Annotated in this window: 11 protein-coding genes and 3 pseudogenes; 6 read left to right on the top strand and 8 right to left on the bottom strand. The window is 66.3% G+C overall.

The genetic code is table 11. From position 1 onward, the window contains the following. Positions 1 to 48: 48 nt before the first annotated feature. The 5 genes and pseudogenes from ACLEQD_RS19515 to ACLEQD_RS19495 form a co-directional block, all read left to right on the top strand. Positions 49 to 1,287, top strand: a pseudogene (locus tag ACLEQD_RS19515) (amino acid adenylation domain-containing protein); the annotation flags it as partial. 244 nt (positions 1,288 to 1,531) lie between these two features. Further along, positions 1,532 to 1,819 carry a hypothetical protein gene (locus ACLEQD_RS19510; RefSeq protein WP_410385811.1) on the top strand — a complete coding sequence of 96 codons (288 nt, stop codon included), beginning with the start codon at positions 1,532 to 1,534 and terminating at the stop codon, positions 1,817 to 1,819. Further along, positions 1,723 to 1,926 (top strand): annotated as a pseudogene (locus ACLEQD_RS19505) (condensation domain-containing protein); the annotation flags it as partial. The gene ACLEQD_RS19510 and the pseudogene ACLEQD_RS19505, both read left to right, overlap by 97 nt. Beyond that, a pseudogene (locus tag ACLEQD_RS19500) lies at positions 1,847 to 2,395 on the top strand (condensation domain-containing protein); the annotation flags it as partial. The pseudogenes ACLEQD_RS19505 and ACLEQD_RS19500, both read left to right, overlap by 80 nt. 103 nt (positions 2,396 to 2,498) lie before the next feature. Then, positions 2,499 to 3,890 carry an alpha/beta fold hydrolase gene (locus ACLEQD_RS19495; RefSeq protein WP_410385810.1) on the top strand — a complete coding sequence of 464 codons (1,392 nt, stop codon included), beginning with the start codon at positions 2,499 to 2,501 and terminating at the stop codon, positions 3,888 to 3,890. Between the two features lie 335 nt (positions 3,891 to 4,225). Here ACLEQD_RS19495 and ACLEQD_RS19490 read toward each other — a convergent pair whose 3' ends face one another. The 5 genes from ACLEQD_RS19490 to ACLEQD_RS19470 all read right to left on the bottom strand — a co-directional run bounded on the left by ACLEQD_RS19490 (position 4,226) and on the right by ACLEQD_RS19470 (position 13,535). Beyond that, entirely contained in the window at positions 4,226 to 4,954 is a 729-nt protein-coding gene (locus ACLEQD_RS19490; RefSeq protein ID WP_410385809.1) for a M48 family metallopeptidase, read from the bottom strand. Further along, complete coding sequence (locus ACLEQD_RS19485) at positions 4,944 to 8,048, bottom strand: type I restriction endonuclease subunit R (RefSeq protein ID WP_410385808.1); 3,105 nt, start codon at positions 8,046 to 8,048, stop codon at positions 4,944 to 4,946. The genes ACLEQD_RS19490 and ACLEQD_RS19485 overlap by 11 nt, the downstream gene beginning before the upstream one ends. Then, positions 8,045 to 9,298, bottom strand: a complete 1,254-nt coding sequence (locus tag ACLEQD_RS19480; protein ID WP_410385807.1) for a restriction endonuclease subunit S — start codon at positions 9,296 to 9,298, stop codon at positions 8,045 to 8,047. Before ACLEQD_RS19480 ends, ACLEQD_RS19485 begins: the two co-directional genes overlap by 4 nt. Next, the gene (locus ACLEQD_RS19475; protein WP_410385806.1) at positions 9,289 to 11,754 is read right to left on the bottom strand and encodes an N-6 DNA methylase; all 2,466 of its coding nucleotides are present in this window, start codon (positions 11,752 to 11,754) and stop codon (positions 9,289 to 9,291) included. Before ACLEQD_RS19475 ends, ACLEQD_RS19480 begins: the two co-directional genes overlap by 10 nt. Before the next feature lie 770 nt (positions 11,755 to 12,524). After that, positions 12,525 to 13,535, bottom strand: a complete 1,011-nt coding sequence (locus ACLEQD_RS19470; RefSeq protein ID WP_410385805.1) for a LysR family transcriptional regulator — start codon at positions 13,533 to 13,535, stop codon at positions 12,525 to 12,527. A 79-nt stretch (positions 13,536 to 13,614) separates the two neighbouring features. On the opposite strand from ACLEQD_RS19470, the gene ACLEQD_RS19465 reads away from it, so the two are divergent. After that, on the top strand, positions 13,615 to 14,238 hold the full coding sequence (locus ACLEQD_RS19465) for a hypothetical protein (protein ID WP_410385804.1): 624 nt from the start codon (positions 13,615 to 13,617) through the stop codon (positions 14,236 to 14,238). A gap of 30 nt (positions 14,239 to 14,268) precedes the next feature. Here ACLEQD_RS19465 and ACLEQD_RS19460 read toward each other — a convergent pair whose 3' ends face one another. The 3 genes from ACLEQD_RS19460 to ACLEQD_RS19450 form a co-directional block, all read right to left on the bottom strand. Then, positions 14,269 to 14,403 carry a hypothetical protein gene (locus ACLEQD_RS19460; protein ID WP_410385803.1) on the bottom strand — a complete coding sequence of 45 codons (135 nt, stop codon included), beginning with the start codon at positions 14,401 to 14,403 and terminating at the stop codon, positions 14,269 to 14,271. A gap of 275 nt (positions 14,404 to 14,678) precedes the next feature. Beyond that, the gene (locus ACLEQD_RS19455) at positions 14,679 to 15,257 is read right to left on the bottom strand and encodes a hypothetical protein (RefSeq protein ID WP_410385802.1); all 579 of its coding nucleotides are present in this window, start codon (positions 15,255 to 15,257) and stop codon (positions 14,679 to 14,681) included. A gap of 10 nt (positions 15,258 to 15,267) precedes the next feature. Continuing rightward, positions 15,268 to 15,679, bottom strand: a 412-nt coding sequence (locus tag ACLEQD_RS19450) for an AHH domain-containing protein (RefSeq protein WP_410385801.1), incomplete at its 5' end; no start/stop codon positions are given.

Here is a 15,679-nt window from a genome sequence, read left to right as displayed (position 1 = left end):
CTGGAGCAGCGCGCCGGACGCCTGGCGCGGCGGCTGCGGGCCCTGGGCGTGGGCCCGGAGGTCCGCGTGGGCCTGTGCGTGGAGCGCAACGCCGACATGGTCGTGGGCATGCTGGGCAATCCTCAAGGCGGGTGGGCGTACGTGCCGCTCGACCCCACGTACCCGCGGGAGCGGCTGGCCTTCCTGCTGGAGGACGCGCGCGGCCCCGCGCTCGTGGCGCACGCGCACCTGGTGCCCGCGCTGCCCGCGCACACCTGCCAGGTGGTGTGCCTGGAGGACGACGGGGAGGCGCTGGGCCCGGCGGCCCCGGACGCGTCGCTCACGCTGGCGCCCCTGCCGGAGAACCTGGCCTACCTCATCTACACGTCGGGCAGCACCGGGCGGCCCAAGGGCGTGGCCATCCCGCACCGCGCGGCGGTGGCCTTCCTGACCTGGGTGCACGGCGTGTTCTCCGCGGAGGAGCTCCAGGGCGTGCTCGCGTGCACGTCGCTCAACTTCGACCTCTCCGTCTTCGAGGTCTTCGCCCCCCTCACCCGGGGAGGCCGCGTCATCCTCGCGCGCAACGCGCTGCACCTGGCGGAGCTGCCCCAGGCGTCGGAGGTGACGCTCGTCAACACCGTGCCCTCCGCCATGGCGCAGCTGTTGCGGCTGGGCGCGCTGCCGCCCTCGGTGCGCACCATCAACCTGGCGGGCGAGGCGCTGCCCGCGTCGCTCGCGCGGCAGGTGTACGACACGCCCACGGTGCAGCGGCTCTACAACCTCTATGGCCCGTCGGAGGACACCACCTACTCCACCTTCGCGCGCGTGCGACCGGGCGAGGTGCCGCCCATCGGCCGGCCGCTGTCCAACACCCGCGCCTACGTGCTGGACGCGGACCTGCGGCCGGTGCCCGTGGGCCAGCCCGGGGCGCTGTACCTCGCGGGCGAGGGCCAGTCGCGCGGCTACCTCCACCGGCCGGACCTCACCGCGGAGCGCTTCCTGCCGGAGCCCTTCGGTCCGCCGGGCTCGCGCATGTACAAGACGGGGGACCGCGTGCGCTACCGCCCCGACGGCGCGCTGGAGTACCTGGGCCGCGTCGACTTCCAGGTGAAGGTGCGCGGCTTCCGCATCGAGCTGGGTGAGGTGGAGGCCGCCGTGCAGGCCGCTCCCGGCGTGCGCGAGGCCGTGGTGCTGGCGCGCGAGGACGTGCCCGGCGACAAGCGACTGGTCGCCTACGTCGTCGCCCGGGACGAGCAGACGCTGGACGCGGCGGCGCTCAAGGACGGACTGCGCCGCACGCTGCCGGAGTACATGGTGCCCGCGGCCTTCGTGGTGCTGGACGCGCTGCCGCTCAACCCCAACGGCAAGGTGGACCGCAAGGCGCTGCCCGCCCCCGTCCTGGAGCGCTCGAGCCCCCGTCCCTACGAAGCCCCCCACACGCCCACGCAGCAGCTGCTCGCGGGCCTCTGGCGGCAGGTGCTGGGCGTGGAGCGCGTGGGGCCTGGGCGACCACTTCTTCGAGCTGGGGGGCCACTCGCTGCTCGCGACGCAGGTGGTGTCGCGGCTGCGCGCGTCGCTGCGCGTGGAGCTGCCGCTGGAGGCCTTCTTCCTTGCGCCCACGCTCCAGGCGCTCGCCGCGCGGGTGGACGCCGCGCGCGACGCGGGGGATGCGACCCCCGCCGTGCCACCGCTGCTGCCGGTGCCCCGGACGGCCGGCTGCCGCTGTCCTTCGCGCAGCAGCGGCTGTGGCTGCTGGACCGGCTGGAGCCCGGCGGCAGCGCGTACACGATTCTCGCGGCGCTGCGCCTCACCGGGCCGCTGCACACCCGGGCGCTGGTGAGGAGCTTCCACGCGCTGCACCAGCGCCATGAGAGCCTGCGCACCGTGTTCCACGAGGACGCGCAGGGCCCGCTGCAGGTCATCCTGCCGGAGCTGCCGCCGGCGCTGGGCTTCGTGGACCTGGGCGGCGTGCCGGAGGCGGAGCGGGAGCGCGAGGCGCTGGCGCTCGCGGCGGCCACGGGGAGTGCCCTTCGACCTGGCCCGGGGGCCGCTGGTGCGCGGTCTGCTCGTGCGGCTGGGAGCGCGGCACCACCTGCTCGTGGTGACGCTGCACCACATCATCTCCGACGGCTGGTCCTCCGCCGTGCTCACCCGCGAGCTGTCGTCCCTCTACGAGGCCTTCAGCGCGGATCAGCCGCCCGTCTTGCCCGCGCTCCCGCTGCAGTACGTGGACTACGCGCTCTGGCAGCGGGCGTGGCTGACGGAGGACGTCCTCGCGTCGCAGCTGGCGTACTGGCGCCGCCAGCTCGCGGGGGCGCCCGCCGCGCTGGAGCTGCCCACCGACCACCCGCGCCCCGCCGCGCAGACCTTCCGGGGCGGGCGCGTGCCGGTGCGGCTGGGCCTGCCGCTGTCGGAGTCGGTGAAGGCGCTGGGCCACCGCGAGGGCGTCACGCCCTTCATGGTGCTGCTCGCCGGCCTCCAGGCGCGTCCTGTCGCGGCTGAGCGGCCAGGAGGAGGTGGTGGTGGGCTCGCCCATCGCGGGCCGTCCGGCGCCGGAGCTGGAGGACATGCTCGGGTGCTTCGTGAACACGCTGGCCCTGCGCACGCGCGTGGACGCGGGCGAGGGCTTCCGCGCGCTGCTTGCCCGCGTGCGCGAGGTGACGCTGGGCGCCTACGCGCACCAGGACGCCCCGTTCGACCGCGTGGTGGAGGCGGCGCGTCCGGCGCGCGAGGCGGGCCGCTCCCCGCTGTTCCAGGTGCTCTTCGTGCTGGAGAACGCGCCCGTGTCCCAGCCCATGGGCCCCGGACTGTCCCTGGGCTTCGTGGACGTGGAGCGCCAGTCCGCCAAGTTCGACCTGACGCTGGCCCTGTGGGAGGAGCCGGAGGCCGGCCTCACTGGCGTGCTGGAGTACAACCGCGACCTCTTCGACCCGGGCACCGCCACGCGCTGGGCCGGCCAGCTGCGAGCCCTGCTGGAGCAGGCGGTCCTCACGCCGGACGCGCCGCTGTCCCGCCTGAGGGCAGGCCTTGCCCCCGCGGAGCTGCTGGTGCCCCTGCAACCCCAGGGGACGCGCCCGCCCTTCTTCTGCGTGCACGCCATTGGCGGCACGGTGTGGGGCTACGCGGAGCTGGCGCGGCAGCTGGGCGAGGACCAGCCCTTCCACGGCCTCCAGGCGCCGGGCCTGGAGAGCGGACAGCCGACGGTGGATTCACTGGAGGACCTGGCCGCGCTCTACGTGGAGGCGATGCGCACGGTGCAGCCCCACGGCCCCTACCGCCTGGGCGGCTGGTCCATGGGCGCCCTCATCGCCTTCGAGATGGCGCGCCAGCTGCTGCGCCAGGGCGAGCAGGTGGAGCGGCTGGTCTTCATCGAGCCCAGCCCCACGTCCTACGCGCGGGGCCTGCGCGTGGACGACCCCACGACGCAGGGCCAGCTCTTCGCCGTGAACCTGGCGCACACCACCGGTCTGCCGCAGACGCTGCCCCCGGACGTGCCGCCAGGTGACTCCCACCGCCTGCTGCGCTACCTGCTGGAGGCCGGACAGCGCACGGGCGTGTTCGGCGCGGAGGTGGGGCTCGCGTGGCTCCAGCGGCGCCAGCGCGTCTTCAACGCCTGCCTCGCCGCGCTCTCCGGCCACGTCCTGGAGCCGCTCGGGGTGCCGGTGTGGCTGCTGCGCGGCACCGACGCCCACGTGGACGAGGGCGGCGACCGCACCCGTGGCTGGGCCGCGCTCACCCCGGACGCGCGGGTGGTGGACGTGCCGGGCACCCACTACTCCGTGCTCCAGTCGCCGCAGGTGGAGGTCCTGGGCCGGGCCCTGGCCCGCGTGCTGGAGTCGCCCTCGGAGGAGTCCTCCAGCCCTGCGGAGGCCGGCACGGAGCGCACCCCCACCGCGGGCCCGCGCCCCTGAGGCGCTCAGGGCCCGGAGGAGTACCGGGCCCGCGCCGAGCGCGTGGAACTCAAGCCACTACGCCCAGGCGGGCTTCTGTCGCGCCCCTCCTGGGAAAGAGGCTGGGCAGGCGCGTGTCTGCTGGAGATGAAAGGCTTCTGCGCCGGCTCGGCGTGCGGCTCATGCGCTCCCCGTCAACGGGGCATGGGTGAACTGGTCTTCCAGTTGGGCGAGTACTTTTCTCCCAGTCCCATAACCACTCAGGACCGCGGCCTCCACTTGGTTGCGCAGATAGCCCGACTCGATCCTTCCACGATGCTACCCGACACTGCCCAAGCATTGAGTGAGAGGTAACTTCAATACTCCCAGGTCTCATGTGCCAGCGGCGCAGCGTTCAAGGTCCGCCGAGCCAGTCGCCACCTAGGCAGGTGTCGGTCCATCAAGGCGTGAAAGCGGTCGTCGTGATTGCGCACGAGCAGATGCAACAACTCATGAACGACGAGGTACTCGAGGCACTGAGGTGGTTTCTTGGCCAGTTCCAAGTTGAGCCAGATGCGGCGAGCCGCCGCGTTGCACGACCCCCACCGAGTCTTCATCTTCTTGATTCCCCACCCGGCGGCTTCCACCCCCAAAGCCACCTGCCACTTTTCGATGAGGGGAGGAACGAGTTCGCGAAGCTGCTCCCGGTACCATTGATGCAGCAGTCGCTCTCGCTGCCGGGACCCCCAGCCGGACCGGGTGTGCAGTTCCAGGATTCTCCGGTTGCGCACCACGATACGCCCTGGTCCTTTCGTCTCCATGACATCCAGACGGTAGCGCCACCCGAGGAAGTAGTGGCTTTCGCCACTGACCATCTCCCGCTCGGACTCGCGCGCCTGTCCATTGAACGCAGCTTGCTGTCGCTTTATCCACCGCAGCTTGCTGATGACGGCGACCCGCACCGCTGCATCGGAGACCAGCAGCGGTGCAGCCACCCGGACCCGGCCGTCTGGAGGGTAGACGCCGAGGTGGAGGTTCTTGATGGGCTTCCGGACGACGGCCACACGCAGGCTGCCCACCGTCAGGACACGGGACTCAGTAGTCATCCTGGTTCTTCACCAACTCCAGCGTCTGCTCCAGACGGGCCTCGTCACCACCGAGGATTGCGCTGATGGCCCTGCGGACCCGCAGCGTCTTCATCCTGTTATCGCGCCATGCGTCCTGCATGCTCATCCGTACCGCCGCATCGACCTTCAGGGCCAGCGCCTCATCATTCCCGAGGTTGTCATAGAGCGCCCGTCGGGCTGGCGTGTCCAGTGACTGCGGGTAATCGACCGTCCTCGGCCCCTGCTTCGCCTGTCGGGTGAGTTCGACGATTTTCGCGAGGTAATCCTGGTAGCTGAGGGCGTCCTGCTTCCGCTGCTCTATGAGTGCGTCGAGCAGTGCGGACATCCGCTCGTAGTACTTCGGGTTGATGGGCGTCTCGTCGACGATGAGCCTGCGGACATTGTTCTCGATGGTCTCTGCGGCGGCCCGCTCCTTCGTCCGGAGGGGCTCGGGTAGGGCCTTAATCGCGTCGGCGCCCCGTTCGACAATGAGCTGAATCAGGGAGAGGTCGTCGAACTTCGAGACCACCTCACTCTCCTCCGCGCGGATGTAAGTATCGATGAGGTGTCGCATCGCGGGCTCGTACTGCTTGAGGTCGATGGCATCACCGCTGTGCAACTTCACCTGGGTGCGCAGATTCTCGTAGAACGTCACCTCGTCCTTGACGGCAGCGGCCTGCTCCCGGGCGTAGCCGGCCTCTTCCATCTCGTTCGCGAGGTTCGCGTAGGCCCGGATGAGCGCCGAGGTGAGCTTGTACAGTGCGAGGCGTTGAGGCTCGTTCGCCCTTAACTGCGCGGCATTGCCTGGCTCTTTGGACGAGAAGTACCGGTAGAAGGCTTGGTCGTCCCGCGGTGGCTCCACGGGCTCACAGAGGGCACGCACAGCCTCCAGTGCCTCGTCGAGCCGTTCCTTCGCCTTGCCGAGACGGTCCTCCAACAGCCCAGCCACGTCCTCCTTGTCGTAGCCGTCGAGCGCCCCCGACGTGTAGTCCGAGACCGCGCCTTCGAGGCTCTTGAACAGGTCCTTGTAGTCGACGATGTCGCCGAACTCCTTATCGTCCCCATCGAGCCTGTTCACGCGGCAGATGGCCTGGAAGAGGCCGTGGTCGCGCATCTGCTTGTCGATGTAGAGGTACGTTGCCGGGGGCGCGTCAAAGCCGGTGAGCAGCTTGTCCACGACGATGAGCAGCTTCATCTGCCCGGGCTCTTCGATGAACTTCTTCTTTACCGCCTTCTCAAACGCCTCAACCTTGTTCACCGCTGTTTCCGGGGGCTCGTTGAACCAGTCGGCGAGCATCTGGCGGTAGACGTTGTACTTCTCCAGGGCGTCGGTGGCGCCTTCACCGCTCTCCTCGCCCTTGATGTCCGCGGTCCTGGGAACGTACGACGTGACGATGGCGCACCTCCCCGCGAGCGGACTCTTGGAGAACAGCTCGTAGAACTTGCACGCCTCGAAGATGCTCCCCGCGACCAGCAGCGCGTTGCCGCGCCCACTCTTGAGCCGGTCGCGCGTCTCCATGTCGAGCAGGATGTCCGCTTTGATTTTCTCCAGCCGGGACTGGCTGGACAGAACCTTCTGCATCGTGCCCCAGCGAGCCTTGAGCTGGGCCTTGGCCAGGGGCGTCAGGCCCTTCGTCTTGCTGTCGAACCACAGGTCGATCTTCGCCTGCGAGGTGATGCTCTGGTCGATGTCCCGCGCCTCGTAGCGCAGGTCGAGCACTACGCCATCCTCCACTGCCTCGTCGAACTTGTAGGTGTGGATGTAGCCGCCGAAGACCTCGATGCTCTTCTTCTTGTCCGCCTTGAGCAACGGAGTGCCGGTGAAGCCGATGAAGACCGCGTCCGGCAGGATGGCCTTCATGGCGTCGTGCAGGTCGCCCGACTGCGTTCGGTGGCACTCGTCCACGAAGACGAACAGCTCGCCCTTGGGCTTGAAGCCCTGAGGCAGCGCCTTCTTGACCTCCTCGACGAAGCCCTTGATGTCTCCGACCTCCTCCCCACCCTCTCTGCGTCCGAATTTGTGGATGAGCGAGCAGAGCAGCCACGGCTTGGTGGCGTTCGCCTGGGCGATGAGGTCGGCGCCTGACTTCGTCCGGTAGATGCCTTCGGACACCCCTTTGAAGACCTTCTCGATCTGCTCATCGAGCTCAGTGCGGTCGGTGATGATGAAGACGCGGGAGTCCTTCACGTTCTCCCGAATCCACTTGGCGAGCCATACCATGGTGAGACTCTTCCCCGAGCCCTGCGTGTGCCAGATGATGCCGCCCTCACCGCGCTTCAGGTGGGTCTGGGCGGCTCGCACGCCGAAGTACTGGTTGTGCCGGCAGAGCTTCTTGATGCCCGCGTCGAAGACCACGAAGTCGTGGATGAGTTCGAGGAAGCGTCCCTTGGAGCAGAGCTGGCGCAGCGCCTTGTCGAGCGGGTTGTCTCCGGGGCCGTCCTCCTTCCAGGTCAGGTAGTACTTCTCCTGGGTCTGGATGGTGCCGTAGCGCAGCCCCTCGGTCTCACTGCCGGCCATGACGTACTGCAGGGTGGAGAAGAAGGGCTGGATGAACTCCTTCTTCTGGTTGTCGAGGTTCTGCCGGATGCCCTCGGCCACGGAGACGGTGGAGCGTTTGAGTTCAATGACGCCGAGCGCGATGCCGTTGACGTAGAGGACGATGTCGGGCCGTTTGCTGTGGCCCTTGAGGTTCGCGGGCTTGACCGTGACTTCCTCGGCAATGGCGAAGCGGTTTTTCTCGGGGTTCTTCCAGTCGATGAGCCAGACTGTCTCGGTCCGCTCACCGACGTCGACCTTCACCTTGATGCCGTAACGGAGCAACTCGTAGACGGCGCGGTTTCGGTCGTACAGGCTGAGGCTCGCGTTGCTCGAGACCTTGACGAACTCGGAGACCGCGCGGCGTACGAGGTCGCCGCCGTCCTCGCGCTCACCGTACCCCTGGTACGCCATGAGGAAGTGCTCAAGTTGCCCCTCGATGATATTGCGGTTGTCGCCTTCGCTGAGGTTGCCGAGGTACTCGTAGCCGAGCTCGTCACAGAATAGGCTGACGACGCGGCGCTGAGTCTTCTTCTCGACTTCCCCGATGGCGCTCATACGAGGCGGGTCCTTCCAGTCAGGAGTTCCTGCATCATTCCCTGCTTGAGAAGCCGGGTCTTTTCACGACGCTGTTCAAGAGCGGCAATCTCGGCATCCATGTCCGAAACAACAGCAGCGATAGCCGACTGCTCTCGCTGGTCGGGGAGGCCTATCTGTAACTTGAAGAGCGCCTCTGTCGGTATGCGTTTTGTTCCATGCGTCGCCTCATTGGTGGTCGCCAACAGCAGTGCCTCATGAGCGATGAGCCACCACAAAACAAAATTGCTGTCGACGCCAGGTTTGACTACCAAGCCCTTTATGTCTTGATTGAAGGCCACAGGCCTCTCCGCCCGCGCGATGGGTGCTGAGTGAGCGAGAATCATGCCTCGTACCACCACGAGAATGGCCCCGGTTGGCAGAAGCCGCGTTCCGTTGCCGATCGCCGAAGGTGCAACATGGTCGATCGAGTCGTGAAGCCGCGAGACTTTCATGTCCTTCGGACTGACCCATGGAATGTCACCAGACCAATATGAGTCGTCCGCCATTGAAGGAGTACCACCACTGAACCATCTGCCTACTGTGCCGAGCGAGACGTGTTCCCATTTGCCGCTGAAGCTTGGCAGGCGGACCTGGCCAGAGAAGAGTTGCTGCATGGCGGCCTGCTTGATGTCACGCTTCTTGGCGATAAGTTTATCCAGCGTGTCGATCAGGACTCCCACATCTGAAAGAGCATCAGCGATAGCGTGCTGTTCAGGTAGCGGCGCACAGGGCACCGTAATTCGACCGAGCACCTCCTGATTGAGCGATGCCATGGTCGTGCCAACAGCATTCTGACGAAGCCACGCCTGCACCTGATGGCGCTGAAATTGAAACGCGAGATACGGCGGGTAGCAACTTACAGAAGGACGAATGCTGATGCCGTCGGAACCAAGGAACCAGCCATTCTGAGATGAGGTAACGAGAGCCGAGCGGTCGACAGCCCCCTTTCTGCCAAATACAATGTCTCCAGTCCTCAGGACGTACTGAGGAAGCCTTTGAAGCACAGCTATAGGGACAAGCGGAGTCTCCTTGGTGATGCGGAAGGTCCCGACGCCAATCTCGCCCACGGAGACCAACGGAACGCCGGAACGCCCCGAATACTCACCTGCTTTCAGAAGCGTTCCGAAGGGGCCAGTCTTGATTGTGCCCAACTCACGAACAGATTTTATATCCCATTCCGGAGGAAGAGGCTCAATCCCGGCATGTTTGCTTTCGGCCTTCAACTCCATGCTGCCCCCATTTTCTTGAGATGCACGTCCACCCGTGCCGAAAAGTCTTCCACCTCCTTGGCTAGTGTTGGTAGCGGAGTGACATAACGTTCAGAAAGCTCGCGAACGCGCCTCGCGAGCATATGTGACATTCGATCAATCTCGTCTTGCACAGATGCCGCAAGCAAGGCCAACCACTTGTCGTCGATCACGAGGATCTTGATCTCGTCCTTGGTCAGCTTGCCATACTTCGACACGGCCTTCTCGGCGAGTGCTACCTGCTCAGCCCTGGCTTGGCCGCTGATAGCCGCTTCCTTCTCGACGAGGGCCAAGTACCCAGCGAGTATCTTGCGCTCGTCAGCAGCGTCATCGTCATTTTGAATGTCCCTGAGACGGGCAGATGCCGAGACCTTGGTCAGCTTGTCCTTGTCATTCTTAGCTTCAGCGAGCAGCCCGTCCTCGCCACCGTGCTCCTCGGCCAGTTCCTCCATCGCCTGGATAACGGCAGCAGCTTCGGACTCCAGTTTCTCGATCGCAGCCTGCTCCTCGGCGAAGTAGCGGGCAGTGAGCAGTGAGACCGGAATCAGTTCCGCCTTGAGCCTCTGCCTCCCGATCTCGAAGTCAGGCTTGTCCTTGGACTTCTTGTCCTTGTCGTCGCTCAGCGGCCGCAGCTTGGCCGCCTCCTTCCAGCCATCACTCGCAATCAGGTAGACGTCGTCTTGCATGGTCTCGGCCCAGTAGTCCAAGAGGTGCTGGTAGACATCATAGGAGTCGAGCAGCTTCGCCTCCTGAAAGGTGGCGAGAAGCCCCTCGGAGAGTTCTTCAATGAGAACCTTGGGTTTTTCTCCCTTGGCAATGAAACGCAGGCGCTGCGCAGCCTCGCCGCGCCACCTGGCGAAGAGCTTCTGTGTCTGGGCGCTCCAGGCCGTGAACTCAGCGTGTCCGAAGATGGTAGGCTTGATATCCGCGACGGCGACTTTGAGATCGGAGTAGCCCGGGCGGCCGGCCTTCTGGAACAGCGCCTCGCGCACGCCGGGAAAGACCTTCCAGTACCGGTCGAGAGCATCAAGGTCCCGGTCCGGAATACCACCTTGCAGATGTGCATCGATGTCCTGGAGGTCCTCCGGCTCGCTCGAGTCGATGTAGCGCGGGAGGTTGAGGTTGTAGTCGTTCTTCGGGTCGGCGATTTCGGCGAGTGGGACCATCCGCGAGTAGCGGGGCAGGTCGACCTGCCGGGTGAACGCATCGACGATCTTGTGGATGTCCTGCGCTCGCAGACGGTTCTTGTTGCCGTCCTTGATGAAGCCCTTAGAGGCATCCACCATGAAGATGCCCATGCGGGTGGCGGCGCCCTCCTTGTCGAGCACCAGGATGCAGGCCGGAATGCCAGTGCCATAGAAGAGGTTCGCCGGCAGGCCGATGATGCCCTTGAGGTAGCCGCGCTTGACGAGTTCGCGGCGAATCGTGGCCTCGGCCCCTCCCCGGAAGAGCACGCCGTGCGGGAGAATCACCGCGCCCTTCCCGGTGCTCTTGAGGCAGGCCAGGATGTGGAGCAGGAAGGCGTAGTCACCGTTCTTCTGAGGCGGAATGCCGAGGGCAAATCGGCCATAGGGGTCGTTCGCCGGGTCGAAGCCGTTGGTCCAGGCCTTGGTGGAGAAGGGCGGGTTGGCGACGACGAAGTCGAAGGTCTTGAGCGCGCCGGTCTTCGGGTCCTTGAAATGCGGCGCGGACAGCGTGTTGTCCTGCCAGACCACGCCAGTGGCGCAGTCATGCAGAATGAGGTTCATGCGAGCCAGCGCCCGGGTGGCGTTGTCCATCTCCTGGCCATAGAGCGCAAGGTCTAGGCCGGCGGCGCTCTTCGCCTCGTCGTGGGCCTTGATGAGCAGGGAGCCCGAACCGCAGGTGGGGTCATGGATGGTCTGGCCGGGGTTGCTGGCACTCCCGAGGCCAATGACCTTGGCCATGATGCGAGAGACCTCAGCCGGCGTGTAGAACTGGCCCTTGCTCTTGCCACTCTCGGTGGCGAAGTGGCGCATGAGGAACTCGTAGGCGTCGCCGAGCAGGTCGTCGCCCTCGGCGCGGTTGTTCCGGAAGTCGAGGGCGGGGTTCTCGAAGATGGCGATCAGGTTCGACAACCTGTCCACCATGTCCCTCCCCTTGCCCAGCTTGTCGGAGTCGTTCCAGTCGGCGACGTCGATGACCCCCTTGAGGTCATTCTTCGCGGCAAGCTTCGAAATGATTTGATTCATCTTGTCGCCAATCTCCTTGTCGCCCTTGAGTGCGACTAGGTCGGCGAAGCTGCCGCCCTTGGGAACCTCGATGTCGTAGTCCTTTTGGCTTGCGGCCTTGTCCGAGACGTACTTCACGAACAGAAGCACGAGGACGTAGTCCTTGTACTGCGACGCATCCATTCCGCCGCGCAGTTCGTCACAGGACTTCCAGAGGGAGGAGTAGAGTTCGGACTTCTTGACGGGCATCGGAGACAGATCCTCGACGACTCAGGAGACGCAGCCCCGGACACCGCAAGATGGCGCCACCGGGAGCTGCTGGCCTTGAAGGAAACGGCCCCCGCTCGCAGTGGCGCCTCGGACCAGTGTCGGGCGGCGGGATGCTAGGTGAGGTGCCAGGCAGGGACAACGCAGTTGGTGGCCCGTCCCGCCTCGGACCGAGGCCGGCGTGGGTCACTCAATGCCCACCGCGTCGACCGTTCCGGGTGGCCTGGAAAACGTGGGCGCGGAGTGAGGGTCCTCCCCGCCGCGCGGTGCGCGTGGTGCGTTGGGGGCTCACACGTCATTCGCTTCGTCAGAGGTCTCCATACTGAAGCCTCGACGCCGAATTAGGCTGACAGGTCCAGGCACTGGGCCGAGGTCATCATGACGCTCAGCTACACCGTCTCCGGCGGCGAGGAGGCCGCCCGGGCGATGAGCGAGAACGCTGGGGTGAAGGAGGAGATGCGGGCCTACTTCAACGAGCTGTCCGAGCAGCGGCGGCGCGAGCTGAAGGACGACCTCCTCACCCGGCTGGTGGAGGCCGAGGTGGACGGGGAGCGGCTGACCGCGAACGAGTTCCTGGGCTTCTTCCAGCTCCTGCCTGGGTACGGTGCTCTCACGCCTGGCGGCACGGGCGGCCTTGGCGGATCTGCTGGAGCGGTTGAAAGGCGTCCAGCTCGCGAGCACCGAGCCGTGGGTTCCGTGCAAGGCGCTCAACGTGCTGGGCCCCGCGCGGCTCCCCCAGCGCTTCGAGCCCGTCAGGCGGGTTGTCTCGGGAGCCTGAGGGGCCGGGGTCCGCGTTTCTCCAGCGAGGGGCCGACGGGAGACGGAGCCATGGTCCCGGGGGGCGTCGTGGACGCGGGCTGACGGCTTGCGTCCGCGATGGCCTTGCGCAGCCACGCATGCGCGGGGTCGTGCTGCATGCGCTCGTGCCAGAGCTGGCTCACGGTGAAGCTCGCGAGCTCCAGGGGAGGACGCAGCAGCCTCAAGCGGAACGCGGGCGCCATCAGGAGCGACATGCGTTCCGGAGCGATGAGCAGCAGGTCCGTCTGCGCCACCATGAAGAGGGCCAGGAAGAAGTGCGGCACCGCCACCCGCACCTCGCGGGACCGGCCCAGGCGTGCGAGCGCGTCGTCCACTATGCTGCCCTGCCTCCCCAGGGGCGACACGCTGATGTGCCCGTGCTCCAGGTAGCGCCCGAGCGTCATCCGTCCCCGCGTGATGGGATGGCCCTCCCGGGCGAGGCAGATGAACCGCTCCTGGAAGAGGGCCTGGACGCGGAAGGCCGCGGGCATGTCCCCGAAGACGCCGAGCGCCACGTCCAGGCTGCCCCGCTCCAGCGCCTCCTCCATCCCTTCGCCGGGTCCGCGCACGCGCACGGACACGCCGGACGCCACGTGGGTGAGCTCCCGCATCAGCGGGGGAAGCACCACCATGCCGGCCAGGTCCGCCGACGACAGCCAGAAGGTGCGCTGCGCCGTGGCCGGGTCGAACCTGCGCGCGCCGTGCAGCGCGCCCCGGAGCTGCTCCAGGGCTGAGCGGAGCACGGGCGCCAGGGACTCCGCGAGGGGCGTGGGCACCATGCGCCCGTTCGTGGGGATGACCAGAGGGTCTCCCAGCCGGTGGCGCAGCCGGGCTAGCGCGTGGCTCACCGCGGACTGGCTCACGCCCAGCCGGGTCGCGGCGGCGCGGTTGCTGCCCTCGGAGAGGACGGCATCCAGGAAGACGAAGAGGTTGAGGTCGCGGACGTCGATGTGAAGGTTGTTCATTGCAGGAGTGACGACGTTTCAGTCTGTTCAATCACATCCCGAGGCTACCTTTCGCGTGTCCCCAAGCCCAGGAGTCACCATGAAGGGTCTTTCTTTCGCCGCCATCGCCACGCTGTGCCTCGCCACCCAGGCCTTCGCGGCCGAGCCCCCCAGCATCGTGGGCCACTGGAAGTCCACGCAGTGCGAGGTCCGGCCGGGTGGGGGCGACCAGAAGTACTACGTGAAGCGAGACTTCACGTATTCCAGGTCGGACTCGAAGGCGGTCATCACCTTCTACCTGGACGCCACGTGCAACGAGGCCCAGAAGCTGTCCCGCGTGGTCATCACCGGCCCGTACGTCGTGCGCTCGCAGCCGGTCACCACGGCGGGCGCGACCCAGGGCGCGTCGCCCGCGCACTTCATCTTCTCGACGCTGAAGATCACGCCCCTGGCGGACGGCTTCGCGCAGTACCTCAACACCGCGGCCCCCGGGACGTGCGGCACCCAGAAGTGGGCGGTGGGCAAGGAGCAGGACGTCACCAGCACCAACGGCTGTTCCGCGGTCTTCTCCTTCAACACCTGCCCCTGGGAGCAGGACGTCGTGAAGGTCGTGGGGGATGAGCTGTTCTTCGGAGCCCGGCCGGCCAGCGGCGGCTGCAACCCCGACGCCACCCACCTGCCGACCGAGCTCCAGGTGGCGCTCAAGCGCGCCCCCTCCCACTGACCGGCCCGTCCAGCTTCCGACGGCGCTGCTTCAGCGCAAGCCGTCCAGCATCGCGGCCAGCTTCTGGGGCTGGGACGCGAAGGGCGAGTGTGACGACTCCAAGGTCCGGGGCTCGGGGCGCGTCACGGGAGCAGGGGCGGTGTTCATGGCATCACGACGGTTCATGGGGTGCTTGTTCAGTGGGGGAGGGTGGGGCGCGTTCGCGTGACGGTGCATGGCCGGCGGGCCTGACAGCGCCTCCAGGCAGGCTCCGCGAAGGCCCTGACGGGATGCGCGGGCCCGGTCCACGGTGCACCCCCAGGGCCCAAGAGGGCTCCTGTCCTTCCGATGCTCGGACGGCTTCGAGTGACCGGTTCTTGTTGTCGTGAACGCTCGGGCGCATGCTGAAAAGGCGGAAACGCGAGCGCCAGAATGCGAGGGAAAGCCGATGGTCCTCCGGCCTAGACTTCGGTGAACTTCGTCCCGGAGGCGCCCATGCGCTCTAGCGCATCGCGGATCTCTTCACGGACGATCAAGGCGATGTGCCATCCCCAGGTACGGAACACCTTGAAATCGGCCACCTTCGAGGGGGCAATGCGCAAGCCCCATATATCCCGGTACTGTCCGATCTTCTCAGGGCGCCCATCCTCTGGCGTCCATATCTGGACCTCTTCGCAAGCCTCGTCGTCAATGCAGCGAATCAACCTGTTGGCTACGAGGACGCAGAACGGCTCAGGCTGACCCTCAATCCCCACCGGGAAGAGTTGGACGTCCTCGGGAGCGAGCTGCGCGAAGATGGACGCGACCCTGGGATGTACCACTGGGATAGCGATGCCCCCATAACTAAAGTCCACCGCCATTCCCGGGTTGGTAACGGGAAGCGTCAAGCGGCCCGGGTCGGGAAGGGGTCTTCCATCCGTGAACGCCCACGGGTCGTCCACCTCCCGGCCCTGGAGATCAGCGAGCATTCCGAGCGACCAACGGCCCTTGACGGACATATCGACGGCAAGCTTGAAGTACCGCTTCGGCATGTTGACCATTGTGGCTCTACTAATTGCCCGTCACCAGCCTGTTGAGCTTGGTGCCTGGAGTGGCGATCTCCTGCCCCAACTTGCGGAGTTCTGCTGTCAGCGGCTCGCGGCATTGCTGCATGGTGCGGCATCCCCTGGTTGCCTCAGTTAGACGCTCGAAAATTCGCTCGTGGTACGCCAGCGGATGCGGCCCTTTGTGGCCCTTGACGTGGACGATGTTGGCCGGGTCGTCCAGCGACATGCCCGCCTTGTCGAAAATCTTCTGAAACTCAGGCGACCACGGGCCGTCATTGTTCGTGGACTTCCACCACTTGTTCGTAGCGATGTGGTGGTCGTGCCCCTCCGCGTTCACCGGGGCGGCAGCCGTGCCCCCCATGGCCCGTGCCGTCATGGCCACCGCATCGGGGGCGAGTGCCACCGTGACGGCCTCG

The organism is Corallococcus sp. 4LFB, from assembly GCF_046520365.1.
Classification (GTDB): Bacteria; Myxococcota; Myxococcia; order Myxococcales; family Myxococcaceae; genus Corallococcus; species Corallococcus caeni.
The sequence above is the reverse complement of the archived record's forward strand: the minus strand, read 5'-3'. Positions and strand labels throughout refer to the sequence as shown.